This window comes from Streptomyces sp. NPDC001270, assembly GCF_042896695.1.
In the GTDB taxonomy this organism is placed as follows: Bacteria; Actinomycetota; Actinomycetes; order Streptomycetales; family Streptomycetaceae; genus Streptomyces.
Genome location: NZ_JBIAXM010000025.1, coordinates 63,036 through 85,165 on the forward strand (window position 1 = coordinate 63,036; position 22,130 = coordinate 85,165).

Below are 22,130 nucleotides of genomic sequence, written 5' to 3' on the forward strand. Positions count from 1 at the left end.
CGCGGCACCAACGTGGCCGGTCGCGTGGCTTCCCGTGCCTCCTTGCGGGCTTACGGGCGTTGTTGTCGGCGTGTCGTGGGGCTCGGGTTCAGGGGCGTGGTGGTTCTCCGAACAGGTCCACCGCGGCGCGGACCTCCGACAGGCCCCGGGACAGGGCGCTGACCGAGCCGATCGCGCCCGCGATCAGGAGCAGCGAGCGGCGCAGCCGCGGGATCTCCGGGGCCCCGCCGGAGGTCATCGCGGCCAGTGCCGCCAGTTCGTCCTCGGCTATGACCCGGTCCCGGAACTCGGCCGGGTGCGCGGCGAGTTCCCGCCGCAGCCGGGACACCGCGGTCCGCAGTTCCGCCACCCTCGGGTCCTCGTCGCTGCCGGTCACCGGCATCTGCCCCAAACTCCGCAACACGGCCCTCCCCCCTCGTACTCCGCGTGGCGCACACGCCCGGCGGTCCCACCCCCTGCCCCGTGACGCTGGTCGGACGCCGGGGAACGGCCAGTAAACGCCACCCGGCCGGTGCCGCGCCACTCCACGGACCGAAATTCAGCCCTCGGACACCGGGCGATCCTCCTGATGTCAGGTATGCAGGAGGTATGACGGAGGACGTATGAGAGACGACCGAAGCGGCCCGGGTCCGGCCGGCGGCGGAGGTCCGGTCGCCGGGCTGGTGCTCGCGGCGGGCGGCGGGCGGCGGCTCGGCGGGCGGCCCAAGGCGCTGCTCGAACACCGGGGCAGACCGCTGGTGGAGCACGCGGCCGCGGTGCTGCGGGCGGCAGGCTGCGAACGGATCCACGTGGTCCTCGGGGCCGCGGCGGACGCCGTCCGGGAGCGGGCCGCCCTCGGCGGCTGCGTCCTCGTGGACAACCCGGACTGGGCGGCGGGCATGGGGTCCTCGCTGCGGGCCGGGCTGGACTCGCTCGCCGGCACGAACGCGCGGGCCGCCCTGGTCTCGCTGGTCGACCAGCCGGGCATCGGCGCGGCGGCGACGCGCCGGGTCCGTGCCGCGTACCAGGACGAGACGTCGCTCGTCTCGGCGGTGTACGCGGGCGTACGCGGCCACCCCGTCCTCCTCGGCTCCGCCCACTGGGCGGGCATCGCCGCCGCCGCGACCGGAGACCGGGGCGCCCGCGCCTACCTGAAGGCCCACGAAGGGGAGATCGCGCTCGTCGAGTGCGGGGACGTGGCGCGGCCGTACGACATCGACACCGAGGCCGACCTGGTCCACCTTGAGTGAGGGGCGTGGCACCCCGCGCCACCTTGCCTCGACCCGGAGAATCTCGACATCAACAAACCATTGAAGTTCCACGATGAGGAAACTAGTATCCACTGGTCAGAAGCGCCCGACCGCTCCACGGGCTTCACGGAACGATGGGCACCCGGTGCCACGCTGAAGGAAGTGACCGCTCATGTCCGCACCAGCGCCGTCCCCGCTGGCCATCGTCGACGCCGAGCCCCTGCCCCGGCAGGAGGAGGTCCTCACCGACGCGGCACTCGCCTTCGTGGCCGAGCTGCACCGGCGTTTCACGCCGCGCCGTGACGAGCTGCTCGCCCGCCGTGCGGAGCGCCGCGCCGAGATCGCCCGCACCTCCACGCTCGACTTCCTTCCGGAGACGGCCGCGATCCGCGCGGACGACTCCTGGCGGGTGGCCCCGGCCCCCGCGGCCCTGGACGACCGCCGGGTCGAGATCACCGGCCCCACGGACCGCAAGATGACCATCAACGCGCTCAACTCCGGCGCGCGGATCTGGCTCGCGGACTTCGAGGACGCGTCGGCGCCCACCTGGGAGAACGTCGTCACCGGCCAGCTCAACCTGACCGACGCCTACCGCCGGACCATCGACTTCACGGACCCCGCGAGCGGCAAGTCGTACGCCCTGCGGCCGGACGCGGAGCTGGCGACGGTCGTCATGCGCCCGCGCGGCTGGCACCTGGACGAGCGCCACCTGACCGACGCCGACGGCACCCGGGTGCCCGGCGCCCTGGTCGACTTCGGCCTGTACTTCTTCCACAACGCCCGGCGCCTGCTGGACCTCGGCAAGGGTCCCTACTTCTACCTCCCGAAGACGGAGTCGCACCTGGAGGCCCGCCTCTGGAACGACGTGTTCGTCTTCGCCCAGGACCACCTCGGCATCCCGCAGGGCACCGTCCGCGCCACCGTCCTGATCGAGACGATCACGGCCGCGTACGAGATGGAGGAGATCCTCTACGAACTCCGCGACCACGCCTCCGGGCTGAACGCCGGCCGCTGGGACTACCTGTTCTCGATCGTCAAGAACTTCCGGGACGGCGGTCCGAAGTTCGTCCTGCCGGACCGCAACGCCGTGACGATGACCGCCCCGTTCATGCGCGCGTACACCGAACTCCTCGTCCGCACCTGCCACAGGCGCGGCGCCCACGCCATCGGCGGCATGGCCGCGTTCATCCCGTCGCGGCGTGACGAGGCGGTCAACAAGGTCGCCTTCGAGAAGGTCAGGGCGGACAAGGACCGCGAGGCGAACGACGGCTTCGACGGCTCCTGGGTCGCCCACCCCGACCTGGTGCCGATCGCCATGGAGTCCTTCGACAAGGTGCTGGGCGACCGGCCGAACCAGAAGGACCGGCTGCGCGAGGACGTGCACGTCGCGGCGGCCGACCTGATCGCCGTCGACTCCCTCGACGCCAGGCCGACGTACCCGGGCCTGGTCAACGCCGTGCAGGTCGGCATCCGCTACATCGAGGCATGGCTGCGCGGCCTGGGCGCGGTCGCCATCTTCAACCTCATGGAGGACGCGGCCACCGCCGAGATCTCCCGCTCCCAGATCTGGCAGTGGATCAACGCGGGCGTCGAGTTCGAGAACGGCGAGAAGGCCACTCCGGAACTGGCCCGCAAGGTCGCCGCCGAGGAACTGGCGGACATCCGCGCGGAGATCGGCGACGAAGCCTTCGCCGCCGGTCACTGGCAGCAGGCCCACGACCTGCTGCTCCGGGTCTCCCTCGACGAGGACTACGCGGACTTCCTCACGCTCCCGGCGTACGAGCAGCTGGCGGACTAGCGACCGGCCCTGCCCGCCGGGCCCGCCGCCCGCGGGCGTCCGTGCTCATCCGTCCGAGTGGCCCAGGGATTTCTCCGGGGCCACTCGGTCGCGTACAGCCCGCTTCACCGCCGTCGGTTCGGGGAAGCCCTGGTCACGCCGGTCCCAGACGACCTCACCGTTCACCCGGACCACGAAGACGCCGCCGGTGCCCGGTTTCAGGGCCAGCTCCGTCAGCTCGGCCTCGAAGGTGGTGAGCAGTTCCTGCGCCAGCCAGGCGGCGCGGGGCAGCCAGCGGCACTGGGTGCAGTACTCGATCTCGACGCGCTGGTTCATCCCAGGTGCACCGACCAATCCTGTTCGGCCCCCGGTCTGCCGTGCAGGTCGGGGACCTGCTTGAGCCAGTTGGGGCGCCCTTCCTGCCGGCGCGCCGCCCGGCGGGCCTCCTCGGCGGCCAGTTCCTCGCCGGTGGGGAAGTCCGAGGGTATCCAGGCCGCCGACGCCCGCACGCGCGCGTGCAGGTAGTCCACGTACGCCTGCCGGACGTCGTCCGGCGTCGGGAAGCCGGGCTCGTCCGCCAGCCACCCGTCCGGTACGGCGGCCGTGACCTCGCGCAGCAGGTCCCGTGTCACCCTGGGCGCCAGCTCGGCGTCGGCCGCCCGGACGTCCGGCGCGGCGGACGTCCCCGCGGCGCCGGCCGGGCCCGGCAGACGCAGCCGGCCGAGGGCGTGGTGCCGGAAGTCGTAGGGCTTCGCCGGGTCCGCCGTGTCCCAGCGGTGGTGGAAGACGAGGGCGGCACCGTGGTCGATCAGCCACAGCCGGGGCGGTGCGACGCCCAGGGTCGGCCAGATCATCAGGTTGGAGCTGTGCACCGTGCGGTCGACGTTGACGGTCAGCGCGTCGAACCACACGATCCGGCCCGCCTCCAGCGGGTCCACGGGGAAGTCGCGCGCCACTTCGGGGGTGAAGTCGCGGGCGCCCGGCAGATAGTCCATGCCGAGGTTGACCCCGGCGCTGGCGCCGTGCAGGTCGCGCACCTCCTGGTGTTCCTCGTGCGCGGCGATGGCCGGGTCGAAGTGCACCAGGACCAGTTCGGGGAAGCGCAGCCCGAGAGCGCGCGCCAGTTCACCCACGATCACCTCGGCGACCAGCGCCTTGCGGCCCTGCGCCGAGCCGGTGAACTTCACCACGTACGTCCCGAGGTCGTCGGCCTCGACGACGCCGGGCACGGAGCCACCCGAGCGGAGGGGGGTGACGTAGCGGGTTGCCGCGACCTCTCTCAGCATCGTCCAAGGCCCAACGGGTCGTCTGTCTCATGTTCCACGGCCAGCTCCAATGCGGTGCGATCGAGGGAATTCTCCCTGATCGGCCCTGGGGAGGCGCTGGGAGTCCCGGCCGGGCCGCTCGCTTCCCCGTCTCCCCGGCAGGCCGTCGACGGCGGTGCGGCCCCTCGCTTCCGGCCTCCGGCCTGAAGCGAGCATAGTGACCAGGTGGGACGGCCGGACAGGAGTGCGCGGACCGTCGCGCCGACGTCGCCACCGGCTCCCCCGCCTCCGCCATGATCGACGCCCAGGATCGACGCCCAGGATCTCGATCCGGCCCCGAGGGGCCCGGCCCCGTCGGCGGTCACGGGCGGGCGCTCGGGCCCCTCGGGGCCGGGGAGGGGGCGCGACATCCCCTCAGGCCGCCGGCACGGCGGCTCCGCTCCGGAGTGCGCTCGCCTGACGCATGTCCCGAAGGGCCATGGCGATGACGACGGCGGGGATCAGGAGATCGTAGAGCAGGACGCCGCCGGTGTTGCCGGGGGCGTGATCGCCGTGGGCGAACCACTGGTCGAGGTGGCCCACCACGGCACCCCAGAGGAACGCGGCAGCCGACAGCCCGACCGTGAGACGCTCACGGGGCGACGCGGATGCGGCACGGAAGCCCAGCACTGCGAGCCCCAGGTTGGCGAAGGCGATCTCGAACTGGAAGGGCGTCCGGGCGAAGCCGATGGTCTCGGCCATGGCGCCCGGCATCGTCAGGAACGAGAGGGTCATCCACAGGCTTCCGCATCCGAGGGCGCCGATGACCCACCAGCGCTGCCAGATTTCCGCCGGGCGCCGTTCCGGGGCACGGCGGCGGCAGCTCACCAGCGCACCGGCGGCCGGCACCACCAGGAAGAGCAGGGGGAAAGCGGACTGAACGGCGTAAGGGAGGGTGTCCATGACTTCAGTCTTACCCGGTTAATATTAACTATGCAAGATTCCGCTATCCTCGGACGCATGGATGAAGGACTGGCAGACCTCCTGCACCGCGTCGTCATGCTCATGGGCGAGGCAGCTCGGCGCCACGCCGACCCGGCCCAGCGACTTTCGTACAGTCAGCTGCGGCTGCTGGGCACACTCGAAGAGATCCAACCCGCGACCCAGCACCAGCTGGCAACAGCCCTCTCCGTGTCCGACCCGGCCATCAGCCGCGCACTGCGACCGCTGGAGCAGGACGGACTCGTCCGCGTCAGCGTCGACCCCGCCCACCGGCGCCGACGCCTCGTCGTCCTCACCCCTGCGGGCAAGGCGACGTTCGTGACCGAGGGGAAGCCCCTCCAGGACGAACTCCGCACCGGGCTCATCGCGGCCGGTTTCCCCTACGACCGCTACCTTGCGGACACCCAGCGCCTCGCCGGATTCCTGGAATCGCGCTGACCCCGGCCCGGCCGCGACCGGCTTACCGCGCCGACGAGCGGGACCCCGCCGGCAACGGCGTCGGGTGTGCCTCGTACCCGGCGAGGCAGAGCCGCCTACGGCACTGGTCCTCGGCCTCGGCGCACACCGGCCGTCCCCCAGTGGGCGCTCAGGCGGTGCGCGACGTCGACCAGCCGACGGCGGTCGTCCGGGTGTGGGCACTTCCCCGGCGGGCTCCCGGTCCGGCTCCCGGTTCCGGTTCGCCGCTTAGGCCAGATGCCCGCGTGCGGATGCGCGCCCCCCGCGTTCCGCCACAAGATCCTGATCATGCGGACATCAATTGTTACTCGGCCGTCTCTCCGGCCGATGCGACGCGGCAGTGCGCGCCACGCCATATCCGCGGCCCTCGCCTTCGGCATCCTGCTGACGACGACCACGGCATGCGGTGACACCACCGGCTCGACGAGTCCCGGCGGCGCACCAGGAAACAACAACCCGGCGTCATCGGGCTCCCCCCGCCCGGCGGTGGGCATACACCTCCCGGGCGTCGGAGACCGGATGGGGAAGCAGATACCGGCCGGCACCCGTCAAGTGGTCGTCGTCTACGGCGAGAGCGGGGATTCCCCCGACAGCCTCCTCGTGCTCTACGAGAAGCGCGGTACGGCCTGGCAGCGGACGGGCAGTTGGCCCGCGCACAACGGCAGGATGGGCTGGACGACGGACCACCGCCTGGACGACGAGCGCACGCCCGTCGGGGTGTACGGCCTCACGGACGCGGGAGGCTCACTGCGGGACCCGGGCAGCCGACTGCGGTACTGGTACGACGACAACGCCTTCGCCGCCACACTGCCCGAGGAAGAGGCCCACGTCCACGATTTCGACTACGTCATAGCCATCAACTACAACCGGCTGAAGGGCGCCCCGCCCTATGACTGGTCCCGGCCCGAAGGCGTGGAGAAGGGCGGCGGCATCTGGCTGCACCTGGACCACGGTGACGGCACGTCGGCCTGCGTCACGGTCCCGGAGACCGGGATGAAAACCCTGCTGCGCACCCTCGACCCGGCCCGGCACCCCGTCATGGTGATGGGCGACCGGGACCGCCTCAAGAGCTGACGGACATTCCGGCCGCCCGGCTCCCGCCGTCCGCCGGGCCCCGGCCCGGCGGACGACCGGCGCCCGTGCACGACGCGCTGGTGCCCCGCTGGGGCGGACGGCGAGTCGGCGGCGATCACGCCCTGCGTGTCCGTACCGGAAATTCCAGGTCGATGCCACCGTACGGGCCCGGAAGGGGCGGTACGATCGCGATTTTGACAGGGACTTCGAGAGGGACTTCGACAGGGACTTCGAGGCGCCCCGTTCGACGCGGGCGCGGGCGAGGAGGGGGACGCATGGTGGAGCGGTCGGAAGGGCGGACGGACTTAGCCGCGCGGGCGGCGGGGATCGACGTGGTGGCCTTCGATCCGGCGGCACGGGTGTGGGTGACGCGGGCGGGGGCGGAGGCCGGGCGGCCCGGTCTGGTGCCCGTGCCACGGCTGGAGGGTTCCCTGCGAGCGGACGCGGGGACGCTCGACGACGACGCGGACGACTTCGGTCACCTCGTGCACGAGGTCCCGGCGGTCGTGCTCCAGGCCGAGTCCGCCGACGACGTCGCGGAGATGATCAAGCTCTGCAACGACTACCGCGTCGCGGCCGCGGCCCGCGGTCAGGGACATGCGACGTACGGTCAGGCGCAGGTCGCCGAGGGCCTGGTGATCGAGACGAGCACCCTGGACAGGATCGGGCCGGTGGCGGCCGGGCAGGTCACGGTGGGCGCCGGGACGGTGTGGAGCGCGGTGGCGCGTCAGACGCTGCGGCACGGGCTGACGCCGCCAGTGTTCACGGACTACCTGGAGTTGTCGGTGGGCGGCACCCTCTCGGCCGGCGGGCTCGGCGGCCAGGCCCACCTGTACGGCGCCCAGGTGGACAACGTCCTCGCGCTGGAGGTGGTCACCGGTACCGGGGAGGTGGTCACCTGCTCGCCCACCCGGCAGCCGGACCTGTTCCACGCGGTGCTCGCCGGGCTCGGCCAGTGCGCGGTGATCATCTCGGCGACGCTGCGGCTGGTGACCGCGCCCGAGACCGTACGGCACTTCCTGTTGCCGTACGCGGACCTGGAGACGTTCCTCGCCGACCAGCGGCTCCTCGCCGGGGACCAGCGGTTCACGTATGTCGAGGGCACGGCCGAGCCGGACGAGTCGGGCGCGTACACGAAGTACGTGCTGGAGGCCGTCGCCTACGGGCCGCCCGCCGGGCCGGAGCGGGACGACGGCGCGTTGCTGTGCGGCCTGCGGTACGACCGGTCCGGGCAGATCACCGCGCAGACGCTCGGATACTTCGACTTCCTGAACCGTCTGGCCGACGGGGTGGCGGCCCTCCAGCAGGAGGGATTCTGGTCGTGGTGCCACCCGTGGCTGAACCTGCTGCTGCCCGGCGACCGCGTCGCCGAACTGTCCCGGACCCTGCTGGACGGGTTCGCCGGGCAGGACGTCGGCCCCGGCGGTGTCGTCCTGCTCTACCCGCTGGTCCACCGGCGCCTGCACACCCCGCTGCTGCGGGTCCCGGACGATCCGGTGCCGTATCTGATGGCCGTGCTGTGGACGCTGGACCCGGCGGACCAGGCGGCGGTGAGCGCCCGGACGGCCGCCAACCGCGTCGCCTACGAGACGGTCCGCGCGGCCGGCGGCACCCAGTATCCCGTGGGGTCCGTCCCGATGACCGCGGCGGACTGGCGCGGCCAGTACGGCAAGCTGTGGGAGGAGTTCGACGCCGCCAAGCGCCGTTACGACCCCCATCGGCTGCTCGCACCGGGCCAGCACGTCTTCACCGCCTGAGCGGACCGACCCACACCACACCCACGACCACACGCGCGACCGGCCCGGCGCCCGTACCCGCGCCTCTGGTCCCTGTCACCGCCCACCGCCCACTGGCGGCGTCGGCGCTACCCGCCCGCCAGTGGGTTCGGCAGCGGCAGATAGCGGGCGTCGGCGCCGTCCGCGCGGGTCCAGCGCAGCAGCAGGTTCGTCTTGCCCGGCAGGGTGGGTGAGGCGAGCAGGGCGCCGGCCTCCGGCAGGCCGTGCCGGGCGAGTTCGCCGCGGACGGCGGGCCAGGGGTCGAGGCCGGGATGGCGCTCGGCGAGGGCAGCGGCGACCTCGACGACGTTGTTGACCACCAGGGTGTAGACGAGCCGTTCCCAGCCGGCCGCCCGGGACACGTCGGAGAGCAGCTTGACGCCCTCGGCGTCCCGGAACAGCGCCTGCACGGGCAGACCGGCACCGTCCACCGCGATCAGCGTGTTCTGGAGATGCGCCTCGACCACCACGCCGTGGTCGGCGAAGGCCGCCAGGGCCGGGGGGACCACCTGGCGCAGGTACGCCGCCCACCAGGCGGCCGGGTCGGCGGTCGCGGCGAGCGGGTCGCCGTCGAAGCCCTCCACCAGTCCGGCGGCCAGCAGCGGCGTCGCGCCCGGCAGCAGGTGGCCGCCGAACCCGTCGCGGACCAGGACGGCCAGTTCCTCGAAGGCGAAGGCGGCCGTGCGGTAGCCGCGGTCCCCGAGCCAGGCCGCCGGGCCGTCGAAGGCGGCGAAGGCGCGGCTCGCGGCGGAGTCGGTGCGGCGCAGCCTGAGCAGGTCGTGCCGCCACAAGCGGCGGATGTCGTTGGTGATGCGCACGTCGAGGCTGAACTTCAGGAACAGATCGAGCCCGGGTTCGTACAGGGTGCGGATCGCCGCCGTGGGCCACGCCGTGGACGCGGTCGTGCCCAGCCGGAGCAGGCGTCCGTCGGCGAAGGCGGGCGCGAGGGCGGGGGCGGCCAGGTCGAGCTGCCAGGGGTGGGCGGGCAGCAGCCGGTAGCCGGGCGGGGCGGTGCCGAGGGCGTCCAGCGCCGCGGTGTCGCCCTCGTCGACCACGGCGTCGGCGCGCACGCCCAGCAGTACGAGCGGGAAGCGGGTGTGGGCCTCGGGGGCGTACGGCAGCCAGCCGTCGGCCGGGCCGCCGCCGCGGGCCTTGGGCGCCGGATGGCAGGGATGGCCGGTGAGGAGGGACTGCTCGGAGCGCAGGTACGGGTCGTCGGGCGGTGTCGCCCGGGCGCGGGCGGTGAGCAGCGCGGCGATGGTGTCGCGGCTGTCGAGCATCTCGCCGGGCAGTTCGTCGTTGGGCACTCCGGTGTGCCGGCGCAGTTCGTCGGCGACCAGTCCGACCAGCTCGGTGTGGTCGAGGCGGCGCCAGGCGCCGGCCGTGTACACCTCGGGTGCGGCGGGCCGCCGCAGGCCGCGCACGCGCAGCAGCCGGCCGCTCGCGGGCAGCCGGTGGACCAGCGGCCCGCCCAGTTGCGGCGGTCGTTCGGCGACCTCCCTGAGCAGGCAGTTGAGCAGGGGCGCGGCGGCGTACGCGTCGGCACGTACGCCGACGTCGTCGCCGAGGTGCAAGAGGTCCACGCGGTCCCGTTCCTCGTCCAGGGTGCAGATGGTGTCACGGGCCACATGGCCTCACGCGCCCGGTCGGCCCTATCCCGATCAGTATGTCTGTCGAACGAACCCGGCATGCGTGCCACCCACCCGGATCCGAGGAGCCAGCCCGTGCACCGTCCCCCCACCGCCGAGGCCCAGGTCGCCGCCGAGCTGGCCGACGTACGGCCCGGCCTCGTGCCGCGGTACGCGGCCGAGCTGCCCGGTGCCCGCGCGGCCGTGCTGACCCGCCTGTGGCGGGCGCTGGCCCACGAGCCGCTGCCGTGGCTGGCCGGGCGGACGGCCGGTCCGGACGGGCTCGCCCTGCGGCTCGCCGACGGCCGGACGCTCGACGGGCCGCTCGCGGATCCGTACGCGACCGACGCGTATGTGACGGCCGTGTCCCTGGACGGCACGGCGTACGACGATCCGGCCCGGCTGCTGACCGCTCTCGCGGTGCCGCACGCGGCCGGTTTCGCGGGTGAACTCGCGCACAGCGTGGCCTCGTTGGCGCTGTCGCGGGCCGGTCGGCCGGAGCCCTCCGCGGTGTGGCCCGCGCGGGACTGGGAGTGGGAGCAGCGGGTGGTCGACGGTCATCCGTTCCACCCCGGGTGCCGGTCCCGGCCGGGTTTCTCGGTGGCCGAGCAGTTCGCGTACGCGCCGGAGCACCGTCCGGTGGTGGACCTGGGGACGGTGCCGGTCGCCGCCGCGGAGTGCCTGGTGAGCGGCGAGTGGCCCGCGGAGCTGCGGGACGGGGGGCGGCTGCTGATCCCCGTACATCCCTGGCAGGCCGCCCATGTCCTCAAGTCCCCGGGCGGGGGCGGTCCGTCCGCCCACCCGCTGATGTCGCTGCGCACCCTCGCCCTGCCGGACGGACCGCACGTCAAGACCGCGCTGAGCACCCGGCTGACGTCCTCGGTGCGGGACATCTCGGTGTACTCGGTGGGTGCCTCGGCAACCCTGTCGGCGTTCGCGGAGGGCCTTGCGGCCCGCACGGACGGGCTGCTGCACGTCACCCGCACCCTGGGCGCGGCCACCGCCCACTCCCCCGATCTGGCGGCGGTGCTGCGCGAGTCGCCGCAGCGGTTCGCGGCGCCGGGCGAGTACGTGCTCCCGGTCGCCGCCCTCGCCGCCACCGGGCTGCCGCGCTCCCCGGCCCGGCTCGCGGCGTTCGTCCGGCTCGCGCTCACCGTCGGACTGCGGCTGCTGGACCTGGGGGTGGCCCTGGAGGCGCACGGCCAGAACCTCCTGGTGGTGCTGTCCGGGTCGGGCGATCCGCTGCGGCTGGTCTACCGTGACCTCGCCGACATCCGGATCAGCCCCGCCCGGCTGGCCCGGCACGGCATCGTCCCGCCGGAGCTGACGGGCCGTCTGGTCACGGACGACGTGCGGACCCTGCGCCGCAAGCTGTTCGGCTCCCTGGTGGCGGGGGCGCTGGCCGCCGTGGCGGGTTCGGGGGAGGCGCTGAGGGCCGCGCTGGCGGCGGCCCTGCCGGATCTGCCGCGCACCGCCGATCTGGCCGCGCTGCGCGAAGGGCCGTTGCCCGCCAAGGCCCTGACGCTGATGCGGCTGTCGCCGCGAACCCCCGGTGACCAGTGGGCGGCGCTGCCCAACCCGTTCGTTTTGGAGCCCGACACCTCTGATCAATAGGATCCGCCGATGATCAGAACACAACGGCTGGCGGCGGGAGTCTGCGCTCTGCTCGCCGCCCTGACGGCCGCGCTGGCGTTCCCCGCCTCAGCGTCCGCCGACGAGACGGAGCAGGCCGCTCCGAAGGTGGAACTGGTGCTGGACGTCAGCGGTTCCATGCGTACGGCGGACATCGACGGCGGAACGCGGATGGCCGCGGCGAAGCAGGCGTTCAACGAGGTGCTGGACGCGACCCCCGAGGAGGTGCAGCTCGGCATCCGCACGCTGGGGGCCAACTACCCCGGCAACGACCGCAAGGAGGGCTGCAAGGACACCGAGCAGCTCTACCCGGTCGGCCCGTTGAACCGGACCGACGCCAAGACGGCGGTGGCGACGCTGGCGCCGACCGGCTGGACCCCGATCGGGCCGGCGCTGCTGAAGGCGGCCACCGATCTCGACGGCGGTTCCGGTACCCGCCGTATCGTCCTGATCAGCGACGGCGAGGACACCTGCCAGCCGCTCGACCCGTGCGAGGTGGCCCGTGAGATCGCCGCCAAGGGCATCGGGCTGACCATCGACACGCTCGGTCTGGTGCCCGACGCCAAGACCCGCGACCAGCTCAGCTGCATCGCGGACGCCACCGGCGGCACCTACACCTCCGTGCAGCACAAGGCGGAACTCAGCGACCGCGTGGGCCAGTTGGTGGACCGGGCGGCGGATCCGGTGGTCACTCCGGTGGCCACCGAGGGGTCCGGCGAGTGCGCCAAGGCGCCCGCGCTGAAGCCCGGCCTGTACACGGACCGCGAGGAGTTCGGGCAGCAGCGCTGGTACAAGGTGGACGTCGAGCCCGGCCAGGAGCTGCGCGCCTCGGTGAGCGTGGCGGCGGACCGGGCCGTGAACCCCGACTACGGGGTGCTGCTGCGGGCCGTCACCACGCACGGCCGGGAGGTCGTGCGCGGCGAGGCGGCGGGCAACGGCCGTACGGACGTCATCTCGACGGGCCTGCGCTACCCGAAGCCCGAGAGCGACGACGACAACGCCCCGGCGGAGTCGATCTGCTTGCAGGTCACCAACTCGTACTCGGCGGCCTCCGGGGTGAAGACGCAGCCGGGGCTGCCGCTCGAACTGACCGTCGACGTCGTGGGCGGCCCGGACCAGGCGCACGACGTGGCCGCCTTCGGTCTCGGACGCGGCTGGTGGCTGCTCGGCGCGCTGGTGGTGATTGGTTTCGTCGCGGGGCTGCTGTGGGGCTGGGTGTCGCGCTGGCGGGTCGCGGTCTGGAGGACCAACTGATGCGAATCACACGTATGGTGACCGGTGCGCTGCTGCTGCTCGGGCTGGCCGCGGCGCCCGCGGCGGCCGACTCCACGCCGTCGCCGAGCGCGTCGGACGGCGGCAACGCGCCCACGCAGGCGGGGACTTCGTTCCGTACGGCGACCGAGATCGACCAGGGCCAGCAGGCCACCGCGGACGGCTCCACGGGTGACTACCTGTACTGGTCGTTCCCGGCGGACGCCGGGCAGCGCCCGGACGTCCGCGCGACGGTCAAGCTCCCCGGGACGCACGGCACGCAGACCTGGCAGCTGAACGTGTACGACGGTCTGCGCCGGCGCCAGTCCTGCCAGTACGGCACCCAGACCCGTACCGCCGCGGCGGGCACCGGCACGGTCGAGCTGCACTGCGTGCTGCGCACGGTGCGGGCCTGGTCGGAGCCGTGGGCGAACGACCCGCTGCCGGGTACGTACTACGTCCGGCTGACCGTGGTGGATCTCACCCCGGCCGATCTGGGGCAGCCGGTGCGCGCCGAGGTGCGCGCCGACGCCAAGCACATCGGCGGCTCGGCCGCGGTGGACGGCTCGCTGGCCGAGCCGCTGGTGCCCGGGAACTCCGTCAAGCAGGACACGGCCGGGGACGCGGAGAAGGACGGGTCGGTGAAGACCGCGGTGCTCTCCAGCATCAAGCCCGACGACGGCTGGTCGTCCGGCTGGTGGTCGGACCGCTGGGTGTGGACCGGGGTGGGCGGCGTGCTGGCCGCGCTCGCGGGTATCGGCGGGTACGCGCTGACCCGTGGCTCGGGGCGGCCGAACCGGGTGCCGCCGGGCGTCTGAGAACGACTCGCGCACAGGAGGGCCCGCCGGACGGATCGGCGGGCCCTCACTCCTTTCACGCCTCCCGCAGCGCCTTGGCGAGGGGGCCGTCCCCGGTGACGGTGATGCGCCCGGACCGCACCGCGTCCGACACCCGCAGCAGGCCCCGGGCGACGGCCGTACCGGTCCCGGTGTCCATCGAGAGCCGTGCCTCGGGTTCCGCGGGCGCCTGTCCGTCGCCGTACACCGGTCCGTCCTCGGCGCCGACGTACAGGTGGAAGTCCCCTTCGTCCAGACGGACTTCGACCAGGCGCACATCGGCCGGGGGGACATCGGTCAGGCGGACGTCGGCCGGGCGCACGTCGGCCGGGCGCACGTCGACGAGCCCCTCCTCCGCGAGCGCCCGCAGCAGAGGCAGCGCGAACCAGTGCGCGCGCACCGCGTCGGTCGGGCCGCGTTCCCCCAGCTCGGGCTGCCCCCATGCGCCCAGTGCCTGCACGACGGGCAGCAACTCCCGTCCGCGTCCGGTCAGTTCGTAGACGTACGCGGCGCCCGGCGGGGGCAGCCGGCGGCGGGTGGCGAGTCCGTCCCGCTCCATGTCCTTCAGCCGCGAGGCGAGTACGTCCGTACTCACTCCCGGCAGGTCCGCGTGCAGGTCCGTGTAGCGGCGCGGACCGGCGAGCAGCTCCCGGACGATCAGCAGAGTCCAGCGGTCGCCGACGAGGTCGAGCGCACGGGCGGCGGAACAGTACTGGTCGTAGCTTCGGCGAGGTGACATGCGACGCAGTCTAGACATGTTGTTGGACTTTCCAAGCTCCCACTTGGTAAAACCAAGCAACACCAGTTATCTGAGGGGAAGCGGCGCATGGAGTTCCGGCAGTCGAACAAGCTCAGCGAGGTCTGCTACGAGATCCGCGGCCCGGTGATCGAGCACGCCGACGCGCTGGAGGAGGCGGGCCACAGCGTGCTGCGCCTGAACACCGGCAATCCCGCGCTGTTCGGCTTCGAGGCGCCGGAGGAGATCCTCCAGGACATGATCCGGATGCTGCCGCAGGCGCACGGCTACACCGACTCGCGCGGCATCCTCTCCGCCCGCCGGGCGGTCGCCCAGCGCTACCAGAACCTGGGCCTCGCCGTCGGCGTCGACGACGTGTTCCTCGGCAACGGCGTCTCCGAGCTGGTGTCGATGGCCGTGCAGGCGCTGGTGGAGGACGGCGACGAAATCCTCATCCCTGCGCCGGACTTCCCGCTGTGGACGGCGGTCACCACGCTGGCGGGCGGCAAACCGGTCCACTACCTGTGCGACGAACAGGCCGAGTGGTACCCGGACCTGGCCGACATGGCGTCGAAGATCACCGACCGCACCAAGGCCGTCGTCATCATCAACCCCAACAACCCGACCGGCGCCGTCTACCCGAAGGAGGTCGTCGAGGGCATCCTGGACCTCGCCCGCCGCCACGGCCTGATGGTCTTCGCCGACGAGATCTACGACCAGATCCTGTACGACGACACCGTCCACCACCCCACCGCCGCGCTCGCCCCCGACCTTGTCGTCCTCACCTTCTGCGGACTGTCGAAGACGTACCGGGTGGCCGGCTTCCGCTCGGGCTGGCTGGTGGTCACCGGACCCAAGCAGCACGCCAAGGACTACCTGGAGGGCCTGACGATGCTGGCCTCCATGCGGCTGTGCCCCAACGCGCCCGCCCAGTACGCCATCCAGGCCGCGCTCGGTGGCCGCCAGTCCATCCACGAACTCACCGCGCCCGGCGGACGCCTGCGGGAGCAACGGGACGTGGCCTGGCAGCGGCTCAACGAGATCCCGGGCGTGACCTGCGTGAAGCCCAAGGGCGCGCTGTACGCCTTCCCCCGTCTCGACCCCAAGGTGCACAGGATCCACGACGACGAGAAGTTCGTCCTCGACCTGCTGCTCCGCGAGAAGATCCAGGTCGTCCAGGGCACCGGGTTCAACTGGCCGTCCCCGGACCACTTCCGGATCCTCACCCTGCCGCACGCGGACGACCTGGAGGCGGCGATCGGGCGGATCGGACGGTTCCTCGGCGGATACCGGCAGTGACATCCGCCGGGCCCGGTGCCTGAGCGCGGTGTGGCCCCCAGGCGGGGATGAGTACCGGTACTCATCCCCGCGAAACGTTCCCCGGGCCACCCTGTGAGGACACCATCACGGCCCGACCCGAAGGACACCTGACATGCCGAACGCCTCCCGCACGCGCCGCTTCCTCGCGCTCGCCACGGACAACTGGCCCGCACGCGGCTATCTCGCCGTGGTCGCCGCGTCGCTGGCGGTCTTCCTGTACGCCGTGTACCTGTCGCCGGACCCGGGGTTCGCCGCGATCTGGCCGTACATGACCACGGCCCCGCTCAGCATCCTCGCCTTCCTGGTGCCGACCCCGGAATGGGACTCCTCGCTCTCCTGGCTGAGCCCATTGATCTTCTCCGCCGGTGTGGCGTTGTCCGGTCTGGTCAACGCGGCCCTGATCGGCCTGCTCGCCCGCGCGCTGCGCACCGGGACGCCGCACCCGACCGCCTGAGGAAGTCACCGGCCGGGGCACCGTCACGCGGGTCACACGGGTCACGTGAGAGCGACCTCGCACCAGACGGTCTTGGTGTACGGGTCCGCACACGTCGTACCCCAGTGGGTGGCCAGCGCCTCCACCAGCAGCAGCCCCCGGCCGGACTCGGCTTCGAGACCGGCCGGTCGGAGGGTTCCGGGGCCGGGCGGACGGCGGTCGGGCCGCGGATCCGTCACCTCGATACGGAGCGTGGCGTCCGCGCGGTACAGGGTGAGCCGGAGGCGGAAGCCGTGGCCCCGCGCCCGGCCGTGCAGTGCCGCGTTCGCGGCGAGTTCGGTCACCAGCAGGGCCACCGTGCGGTTGGCCTCGGTGTCGTACGTCCAGCCCCAGCTGTGGACCTGCTCGGCCGCCAGGTGCCGGGCGAGCCGGGCGCCTCTCGGAGTGGCCGAGAGGAGGAGGGCGGAATGACGGACCGTCGAGTCGGCGATATCAGCGTTCACCTCACCCAGCGTGGTCACGTGTATCTACCCTGAACAGCAGCGCCGTCAGTACGCAGCGTCACTGTCCGGTCGCTGTCCGGGACTGTTCGGGCCGCGATGCGTGACGCGGCGGACGGGCCGGAAGTTGCTCACGGGAGCCGCGTGGTGGAGGTGTCGGAGTGGTGGACGTGACCGGTGGGGACGCCGAGGACGAGGAGTCGGCGGCCGTCCTGCGGACCGTCGGCAAGGTCGTCAAGATGTACCGCGAGCGGAAGAAGCTCACCCAGGCCGAACTGGGCACGGCCATCGGCTACAGCGAGGAGCAGGTGTCCTCGGTGGAACGGGGACGGCGGGCACCGAAGGCGCAACTCCTCGAAGCGGCGGACCAGGTGCTCGAAGCGGGCGGGATGATCGCCGGGCTGACGAAGGACGTGGAGCAGGCGCGGTATCCGAAGAAGGTGCGGGATCTGGCGAAGCTGGAGGGGGAGGCGGTTGAGATCTGCGCGTACGCCAACTCCGCCATCCACGGATTGCTTCAAACACCGGAGTATGCAGGGGCGTTGTACGGGATGCGACGTCCACCGTTCACCGAGGAGGAGGTGGAATGCCTTGTTGCCGCGCGTCTGTCACGCCAGGAGATCTTCGACCGGCAACAGCCAGTCCCCGTTTTCAGTTTCGTCTTGGAGGAAGTAACACTACGCCGTCCGCTCGGGGGCAGAATGGTGATGCGAAAGCAGCTCGAACACCTGTTGGAGATTGGTCGACGGCGGAACGTGGAGATCCAGGTGATGCCCACGGACCGCGAGGACCATGCCGGTCTTGCAGGGTCACTTCAGCTGCTTCGCCTCAAGGAGGGGGACACCGTGGCACACAACGAGGTGCAGCTCACCAGCCGCCTGATCTCGCTCCCCAAGGAGATCCAGATCTTCGAAGTCCGCTACGGCGCCATTCGGGCGCAGGCCCTCACCCCCCGCGAGTCGCTGGCCTTCATCGGCAAAGTACTTGGAGAAACATGATGACCAACGCCCCAACCGGGACCAACTCCTCGCTCATGTGGTTCAAGAGCAGCTACAGCACGAACGACGGCCCGGAGTGCGTAGAGGTCGCCTTCGCCCCCAGCATCGTCCATATACGGGACTCGAAGCACTACCAAGGCCCCCGGCTCACTGTCGGCCCCGAGCAATGGTCCGCCTTCGTCTCGTACGCCACCGGCCACTGAGGACGACAAACCGAAAGGGGGCCCCAATGACGGGAACCGGCATGACCGACCGCCGCCCGCTGCTGCTCCTCGACGTCGACGGCCCCCTCAATCCCTTCCGCGCCCGGTTCCTGCGGCACCACGGCTACGTCACCCGGCGGCTCCGTCCCGCCGGCTGGTCGGCGCGGCAGGAGCCGGGCTCGCGGCGGCTGCGCCGCGGGCTGCGGGTGCGGCTGCACCCCGGTCACGGCGCCCGGTTGCTCGCGCTGCCGTACGAACTGGCGTGGGCGACCACCTGGATGCACGAGGCCAACGAGATGATCGCGCCGGTGATCGGGCTGCCGGGCACGCTGCCGGTCATCGAATGGCCCGAGTTGTTCGCCACGGATCCCGAGGGCCTGTACTGGAAGACCCGGCACGTGGTCGCGTGGGCGGCCGGGCGGCCCTTCGTCTGGGTCGACGACATGATCACGGATCTCGACGTACGGCATGTCGCCGCGCACCACGACGGCCCCGCGCTGCTCCTTCCGGTCGACCCCCGCCACGGCCTGCGGGAGCGTGAATTCACGGAGCTGGCGCGCTGGGCCCGTAGCCTCTGACACATGGGTGATCTTCTCCTGGTCCGGCACGGCGAGACCGAGTGGTCGCTGTCCGGACAGCACACCGGCTGGACGGACGTACCCCTCACCGAGCACGGCCGGGAGGAGGCCCGCCGACTGGCGCCGCTGGTGCGCTCGCAGCGGATCGGCGCGGCCTTCGTCAGCCCACTGCACCGGGCCAGGGAGACCGCCGAACTGATCGGGGCGGGTGACGCCCGCGTCGACGCCGACCTGCACGAGTGGGACTACGGGGGCTACGAGGGGATCACCACCGACGAGATCCACCGCACCCGGCCCGGCTGGTTCCTGTTCACCGACGGGGTCGTACCGGGGCCGCCGGAACACCCCGGGGAGACTCCCGAGCAGGTCGGCGCTCGGGCCGACCGTGTCCTGGCCAGGGTGGACGCCGCGCTCGCCGACATCGACGCCGACACCGACGCCGATGTGCTGCTGGTCGCGCACGGGCACTTCCTGCGCGTCCTCACCGCCCGCCGCCTGGGGCTGCCGCCCACGCACGGGGCGCTGTTCCTGCTGGAGACGGGCACGCTGTGCCGACTGGGCACCGAGCACGAGCGGCCGGTCGTCGCGGAGTGGAACGTCCGGCCGGCCGACTGACCGGGCCGAGCCGGGCCCATCGTCGGGTCAGGCCCGCTGTCGGACCCCGGTCGTACGCTTCGAAGGGAGCGTACGACCGGCCCCGTGCAAGAGCCGGCCACCGGCTCAGCACAGGGAGCGTCCACCGGCTCCGCGAAGGGCCGACCATCGGGGAGGAGCCAGACCGTGACCCGACCGCCGACCGCCGCGCAGCGGCAGGTGATCGACGCCGCCGACCCGGTCACCGGGCGGCTGCGGGGTACGGAGCCGCAGCTCGCGGCGCTGGTGAAGCGGGGGCTGGCCTTCCGGCATCCGCGTCCGCCGCACGACCACTTCCTCACTCCGGCGGGACACCGGCTGCGTGCGACGACCCCGCCGACCACCGCCCCTGCCGCACCGGCCACGGCTCCCGCCGAGCACGCCCACCGTCCCACCGGCCCGGCCGCCGACAGCGGGGTGTTCGCGGCCCGTGTCGGCGGCCCGGAGGACACCGAGGTGGCCTCCGGGCCGGACCGGGCCCGCGAGGTGCACACCGCCTGGCAGGGGCTGCTCGAACTGCGCCGGATGACCAACCCGGACGGGTCCGCCGACCGTCCGTGCGGCTGGGAGCGCGCGCATCTGGTGCGGGCCGCCGCACTCGCCCTGGAGGCGGCCGGACACCGGCCGGCCGGGCCGGAGCCGGACACCGACGGGTACCGGGTGCGCGCGACCCCGCAGCCGGAGGCGGTCGGGGTGTACGCGCGCGACGCCGAGCTGCTGCGGGCGTGCGCGGCCACGCTGGAGAGAGCGGGCTGGCAAGCCGGGGAGTACACCCGGCCGCGGACACGGGAGCGGTATCTCCTGGCCTCCCCGCGCCGGGTGTGAGAGGGGGCATGCCAGGATCGGAGGCATCAGTGCCTCATACACACGAGTAACACCGGAACACGAGGGAGAGCCAACTGTGAGCGAGCCGTTTTCCGTCCGGGTGACCGTCCGCGGATACGAGACGGATGTCCAGGGCCACCTCAACCAGGCGGTGTACCTCAGCTACGCGGAACACGCCCGCTGGTCGGCGCTCCAGGCCGCCGGAATCAGCCAGAGCCGGCTCTCCGGCCAGGGCGTCGGCCCGGTCGTGCTGGAGACGACGATCCGTTATCTGCGCGAACTGGTCGCGGGCGAGGAGGTCGATGTGACCTGCGAGTTCGAGTGGGGCGAGGGCAAGACCTTCCGGATCCGGCAGACGATTCGGAAGGCCGACGGCACCGTGGCCGCGGAGATCACCGGGGTCAGCGGTGTGCTGGACCTGAAGCTGCGCAAGCTGGTCGCCGACCCGCGGAAGGTCTTCAAGGAACTGGCGACCGACTTCGGCCCGTTCGGGCTGTGACGCCCCGCGGGACGGCCCGCTCCGAGCGACCCGGTACCCGCGCGGCGGCCGGCGGACGCGGAGAGCGCGGTCAGTGGCCGGCCGCGATCTCCTCGCCCGCCTCCATGGGGTGGGTGACGTCCCGCGCCTGCCCGCCGCGGCCGAGGTGGTTGAAGACCAGGTTGAGCAGTACCGCGGCCACGCAGCCCGTGGAGATGCCCGAGTCGAGGACGATCCGTACGGTCTGCGGGAAGGCGTGGTAGAAGTCCGGAGCGGTGATCGGGATGATGCCGACGGCGAGGGACACGGCCACGATCAGGACGTTGTTGTCCCTGTCCAGACCGGCCCTGGCCAGCGTCTGGATGCCGCTCGCGGCCACCGAGCCGAACAGCACCACGCCCGCGCCGCCGAGCACCGGGGGCGGTACGACGGCGATGAGCGAGGCGGCCATCGGGCACAGGCCCATCAGGACCAGGAAGCCACCGCCCGCGGCGACCACGAACCGGCTGCGTACGCGGGTCATCGCGACCAGCCCGATGTTCTGTGCGAAGGCGCTGCACATGAACCCGTTGAACAGCGGGCTGATCGCCGTGCCGAGCGTGTCGGCGCGCAGTCCGGCCGCGATGGTCCGCTCGTCCGCGGGCCGTTCGACGATCTCGCCGAGCGCCAGCATGTCCGCGGTCGACTCCGTCATCGACACCACCATGACCACGCACATGGACAGGATCGCGGCGAGGTGGAACTGCGGTGCCCCGAAGTGGAAGGGGGTCGGGAAGCCGACCACGTCCGCGTCGGCGACCGGGGCGAAGTCGGTGACGCCGAACGGGATCGCGACGAGCGTCCCGGCGATCAGGCCGAGCAGGACCGCGATCTGTTTGACGAAGCCACGGGTGAAGCGGCGCAGCAGCAGCACGATCACGAGGGTCGCGGCCGAAAGGCCCAGGTACTTCACCGAACCGTAGTCGTGGGCGGCCGGGTCGGGACCCTGCGCCCAGCCGAAGGCGACGGGCAGCAGTGACACGCCGATGAGCGTGATGACCGACCCGGTGACGACGGGCGGGAAGAAGCGGACCGCCTTGCAGAAGAAGGGCGCGGCCAGGAAACCGAGGACTCCGGCGACCATCACCGCGCCGAAGATGACCGGCAGGGCGTCGGACCTGTCATGGCTCGCGGCGACGATCGCGGTCATGGGGGCGACCCCGGCGAAGGTGACGCCGTTGACGAAGGGCAGCCGGGCGCCGATCTTCCAGAACCCGATGGTCTGCAGGAAAGTGGCGAGGCCCGCGGTGAACAGGCAGGCGCCGGTGAGGAAGGCGAGGTCGGTGCCGGACAGGCCCGCGGCGGCGCCGACGATCAGGGGCGGGGCGACGACCCCCGCGTACATGGCGGCCACGTGTTGCAGGCCGCTGGTCGCCAGCTTGAGGGCGGGGAGTTTCGCGTCGACTGGGTGGGGCGCGGCAACGGGGTTCGCGGACACGGCGGCTCTCCTCCGGTCGGTTGCACGTCTGCTCTGACGTGGGTG

24 protein-coding genes are annotated in these 22,130 nt (G+C 72.4%); 16 read left to right on the plus strand and 8 right to left on the minus strand.

Annotated features, from left to right (window positions below; translation table 11 throughout):
• Positions 1-88: 88 nt before the first annotated feature.
• A complete protein-coding gene (locus ACFY2B_RS32965; RefSeq protein ID WP_390766738.1) occupies positions 89-403 on the minus strand; it encodes a DUF5955 family protein in 315 nt (104 codons plus the stop codon).
• Positions 404-602: 199 nt separating this feature from the next.
• Here ACFY2B_RS32965 and ACFY2B_RS32970 point away from each other — a divergent pair, with 199 nt between their 5' ends.
• Both ACFY2B_RS32970 and aceB read left to right on the plus strand, forming a co-directional pair.
• Complete coding sequence (locus ACFY2B_RS32970; protein WP_390766739.1) at positions 603-1,229, plus strand: NTP transferase domain-containing protein; 627 nt, start codon at positions 603-605, stop codon at positions 1,227-1,229.
• A 172-nt stretch (positions 1,230-1,401) separates the two neighbouring features.
• Positions 1,402-3,027, plus strand: a complete 1,626-nt coding sequence (gene aceB / locus ACFY2B_RS32975; protein ID WP_390766740.1) for a malate synthase A — start codon at positions 1,402-1,404, stop codon at positions 3,025-3,027.
• Between the two features lie 45 nt (positions 3,028-3,072).
• On the opposite strand, the gene ACFY2B_RS32980 is transcribed toward aceB, so the two are convergent.
• From ACFY2B_RS32980 to ACFY2B_RS32990, 3 genes are all read right to left on the minus strand, one after another.
• Entirely contained in the window at positions 3,073-3,342 is a 270-nt protein-coding gene (locus ACFY2B_RS32980) for a SelT/SelW/SelH family protein (protein WP_389024656.1), read from the minus strand.
• Complete coding sequence (locus tag ACFY2B_RS32985) at positions 3,339-4,292, minus strand: HipA family kinase (protein WP_390766741.1); 954 nt, start codon at positions 4,290-4,292, stop codon at positions 3,339-3,341. The genes ACFY2B_RS32980 and ACFY2B_RS32985 overlap by 4 nt, the downstream gene beginning before the upstream one ends.
• Before the next feature lie 393 nt (positions 4,293-4,685).
• Entirely contained in the window at positions 4,686-5,213 is a 528-nt protein-coding gene (locus ACFY2B_RS32990; protein ID WP_390766742.1) for a DUF6790 family protein, read from the minus strand.
• A 57-nt stretch (positions 5,214-5,270) separates the two neighbouring features.
• Here ACFY2B_RS32990 and ACFY2B_RS32995 point away from each other — a divergent pair, with 57 nt between their 5' ends.
• From ACFY2B_RS32995 to ACFY2B_RS33005, 3 genes are all read left to right on the plus strand, one after another.
• The gene (locus ACFY2B_RS32995; protein WP_390766743.1) at positions 5,271-5,690 is read left to right on the plus strand and encodes a MarR family winged helix-turn-helix transcriptional regulator; all 420 of its coding nucleotides are present in this window, start codon (positions 5,271-5,273) and stop codon (positions 5,688-5,690) included.
• Between the two features lie 537 nt (positions 5,691-6,227).
• Complete coding sequence (locus tag ACFY2B_RS33000) at positions 6,228-6,782, plus strand: hypothetical protein (RefSeq protein ID WP_390766744.1); 555 nt, start codon at positions 6,228-6,230, stop codon at positions 6,780-6,782.
• 275 nt (positions 6,783-7,057) lie between these two features.
• Positions 7,058-8,539, plus strand: coding sequence for an FAD-binding protein (locus ACFY2B_RS33005; protein ID WP_390766745.1), 1,482 nt, complete (start codon positions 7,058-7,060; stop codon positions 8,537-8,539).
• Positions 8,540-8,646: 107 nt separating this feature from the next.
• Here ACFY2B_RS33005 and ACFY2B_RS33010 read toward each other — a convergent pair whose 3' ends face one another.
• Positions 8,647-10,131 carry an IucA/IucC family protein gene (locus ACFY2B_RS33010; protein WP_390766787.1) on the minus strand — a complete coding sequence of 495 codons (1,485 nt, stop codon included), beginning with the start codon at positions 10,129-10,131 and terminating at the stop codon, positions 8,647-8,649.
• Positions 10,132-10,281: 150 nt separating this feature from the next.
• Here ACFY2B_RS33010 and ACFY2B_RS33015 point away from each other — a divergent pair, with 150 nt between their 5' ends.
• Genes ACFY2B_RS33015 through ACFY2B_RS33025 form a run of 3 tightly spaced genes read left to right on the plus strand, consistent with a single transcriptional unit; the run spans position 10,282 to position 13,886 of the window.
• Positions 10,282-11,799, plus strand: a complete 1,518-nt coding sequence (locus tag ACFY2B_RS33015) for an IucA/IucC family protein (protein ID WP_390766746.1) — start codon at positions 10,282-10,284, stop codon at positions 11,797-11,799.
• A 9-nt stretch (positions 11,800-11,808) separates the two neighbouring features.
• Positions 11,809-13,071 carry a VWA domain-containing protein gene (locus ACFY2B_RS33020; protein WP_390766747.1) on the plus strand — a complete coding sequence of 421 codons (1,263 nt, stop codon included), beginning with the start codon at positions 11,809-11,811 and terminating at the stop codon, positions 13,069-13,071.
• The gene (locus tag ACFY2B_RS33025; RefSeq protein ID WP_390766748.1) at positions 13,071-13,886 is read left to right on the plus strand and encodes a hypothetical protein; all 816 of its coding nucleotides are present in this window, start codon (positions 13,071-13,073) and stop codon (positions 13,884-13,886) included. Before ACFY2B_RS33020 ends, ACFY2B_RS33025 begins: the two co-directional genes overlap by 1 nt.
• A 55-nt stretch (positions 13,887-13,941) precedes the next feature.
• Here the strand turns inward: ACFY2B_RS33025 and ACFY2B_RS33030 are convergent, their stop codons facing one another.
• A complete protein-coding gene (locus tag ACFY2B_RS33030) occupies positions 13,942-14,643 on the minus strand; it encodes a winged helix-turn-helix transcriptional regulator (protein WP_390766749.1) in 702 nt (233 codons plus the stop codon).
• An 87-nt stretch (positions 14,644-14,730) separates the two neighbouring features.
• On the opposite strand from ACFY2B_RS33030, the gene ACFY2B_RS33035 reads away from it, so the two are divergent.
• Both ACFY2B_RS33035 and ACFY2B_RS33040 read left to right on the plus strand, forming a co-directional pair.
• Positions 14,731-15,939: a pyridoxal phosphate-dependent aminotransferase gene (locus ACFY2B_RS33035; RefSeq protein ID WP_390766750.1), complete on the plus strand. Its 1,209-nt coding sequence runs from the start codon at positions 14,731-14,733 to the stop codon at positions 15,937-15,939.
• Positions 15,940-16,072: 133 nt separating this feature from the next.
• Positions 16,073-16,414, plus strand: a complete 342-nt coding sequence (locus ACFY2B_RS33040) for an SCO4225 family membrane protein (RefSeq protein ID WP_390766751.1) — start codon at positions 16,073-16,075, stop codon at positions 16,412-16,414.
• Between the two features lie 41 nt (positions 16,415-16,455).
• Here the strand turns inward: ACFY2B_RS33040 and ACFY2B_RS33045 are convergent, their stop codons facing one another.
• Entirely contained in the window at positions 16,456-16,914 is a 459-nt protein-coding gene (locus ACFY2B_RS33045) for an ATP-binding protein (RefSeq protein ID WP_390766752.1), read from the minus strand.
• A 143-nt stretch (positions 16,915-17,057) separates the two neighbouring features.
• Here ACFY2B_RS33045 and ACFY2B_RS33050 point away from each other — a divergent pair, with 143 nt between their 5' ends.
• The 6 genes from ACFY2B_RS33050 to ACFY2B_RS33075 all read left to right on the plus strand — a co-directional run bounded on the left by ACFY2B_RS33050 (position 17,058) and on the right by ACFY2B_RS33075 (position 20,629).
• A complete protein-coding gene (locus ACFY2B_RS33050) occupies positions 17,058-17,891 on the plus strand; it encodes a helix-turn-helix domain-containing protein (RefSeq protein ID WP_390766788.1) in 834 nt (277 codons plus the stop codon).
• Positions 17,891-18,094 (plus strand): DUF397 domain-containing protein, encoded by a 204-nt coding sequence (locus tag ACFY2B_RS33055; protein WP_390766753.1) that lies wholly within the window; start codon positions 17,891-17,893, stop codon positions 18,092-18,094. The genes ACFY2B_RS33050 and ACFY2B_RS33055 overlap by 1 nt, the downstream gene beginning before the upstream one ends.
• 41 nt (positions 18,095-18,135) lie before the next feature.
• Positions 18,136-18,672, plus strand: coding sequence for a hypothetical protein (locus ACFY2B_RS33060; protein WP_390766754.1), 537 nt, complete (start codon positions 18,136-18,138; stop codon positions 18,670-18,672).
• Between the two features lie 3 nt (positions 18,673-18,675).
• Positions 18,676-19,287: a histidine phosphatase family protein gene (locus ACFY2B_RS33065; RefSeq protein ID WP_390766755.1), complete on the plus strand. Its 612-nt coding sequence runs from the start codon at positions 18,676-18,678 to the stop codon at positions 19,285-19,287.
• A 165-nt stretch (positions 19,288-19,452) separates the two neighbouring features.
• Entirely contained in the window at positions 19,453-20,130 is a 678-nt protein-coding gene (locus ACFY2B_RS33070) for a hypothetical protein (RefSeq protein WP_390766756.1), read from the plus strand.
• 76 nt (positions 20,131-20,206) lie between these two features.
• Positions 20,207-20,629: an acyl-CoA thioesterase gene (locus ACFY2B_RS33075; RefSeq protein WP_376532947.1), complete on the plus strand. Its 423-nt coding sequence runs from the start codon at positions 20,207-20,209 to the stop codon at positions 20,627-20,629.
• A 70-nt stretch (positions 20,630-20,699) separates the two neighbouring features.
• On the opposite strand, the gene ACFY2B_RS33080 is transcribed toward ACFY2B_RS33075, so the two are convergent.
• Positions 20,700-22,085, minus strand: coding sequence for a nucleobase:cation symporter-2 family protein (locus ACFY2B_RS33080; protein WP_390766757.1), 1,386 nt, complete (start codon positions 22,083-22,085; stop codon positions 20,700-20,702).
• Between the last annotated feature and the right edge of the window lie 45 nt (positions 22,086-22,130).

Coding starts and splice junctions, on each gene's coding strand:
- ACFY2B_RS32985 (WP_390766741.1), bottom strand. CDS start 4,292: ATGCTGAGAGAGGTCGCGGCAACCCGCTACGTCACCCCCCTCCGCTCG.
- ACFY2B_RS33040 (WP_390766751.1), top strand. CDS start 16,073: ATGCCGAACGCCTCCCGCACGCGCCGCTTCCTCGCGCTCGCCACGGAC.
- ACFY2B_RS33065 (WP_390766755.1), top strand. CDS start 18,676: ATGGGTGATCTTCTCCTGGTCCGGCACGGCGAGACCGAGTGGTCGCTG.
- ACFY2B_RS33055 (WP_390766753.1), top strand. CDS start 17,891: ATGACCAACGCCCCAACCGGGACCAACTCCTCGCTCATGTGGTTCAAG.
- ACFY2B_RS32990 (WP_390766742.1), bottom strand. CDS start 5,213: ATGGACACCCTCCCTTACGCCGTTCAGTCCGCTTTCCCCCTGCTCTTC.
- ACFY2B_RS33000 (WP_390766744.1), top strand. CDS start 6,228: ATGGGGAAGCAGATACCGGCCGGCACCCGTCAAGTGGTCGTCGTCTAC.
- aceB (WP_390766740.1), top strand. CDS start 1,402: ATGTCCGCACCAGCGCCGTCCCCGCTGGCCATCGTCGACGCCGAGCCC.
- ACFY2B_RS32995 (WP_390766743.1), top strand. CDS start 5,271: ATGGATGAAGGACTGGCAGACCTCCTGCACCGCGTCGTCATGCTCATG.
- ACFY2B_RS33020 (WP_390766747.1), top strand. CDS start 11,809: ATGATCAGAACACAACGGCTGGCGGCGGGAGTCTGCGCTCTGCTCGCC.
- ACFY2B_RS33030 (WP_390766749.1), bottom strand. CDS start 14,643: ATGTCACCTCGCCGAAGCTACGACCAGTACTGTTCCGCCGCCCGTGCG.
- ACFY2B_RS32970 (WP_390766739.1), top strand. CDS start 603: ATGAGAGACGACCGAAGCGGCCCGGGTCCGGCCGGCGGCGGAGGTCCG.
- ACFY2B_RS33035 (WP_390766750.1), top strand. CDS start 14,731: ATGGAGTTCCGGCAGTCGAACAAGCTCAGCGAGGTCTGCTACGAGATC.
- ACFY2B_RS32980 (WP_389024656.1), bottom strand. CDS start 3,342: ATGAACCAGCGCGTCGAGATCGAGTACTGCACCCAGTGCCGCTGGCTG.
- ACFY2B_RS33025 (WP_390766748.1), top strand. CDS start 13,071: ATGCGAATCACACGTATGGTGACCGGTGCGCTGCTGCTGCTCGGGCTG.
- ACFY2B_RS33060 (WP_390766754.1), top strand. CDS start 18,136: ATGACCGACCGCCGCCCGCTGCTGCTCCTCGACGTCGACGGCCCCCTC.
- ACFY2B_RS33005 (WP_390766745.1), top strand. CDS start 7,058: ATGGTGGAGCGGTCGGAAGGGCGGACGGACTTAGCCGCGCGGGCGGCG.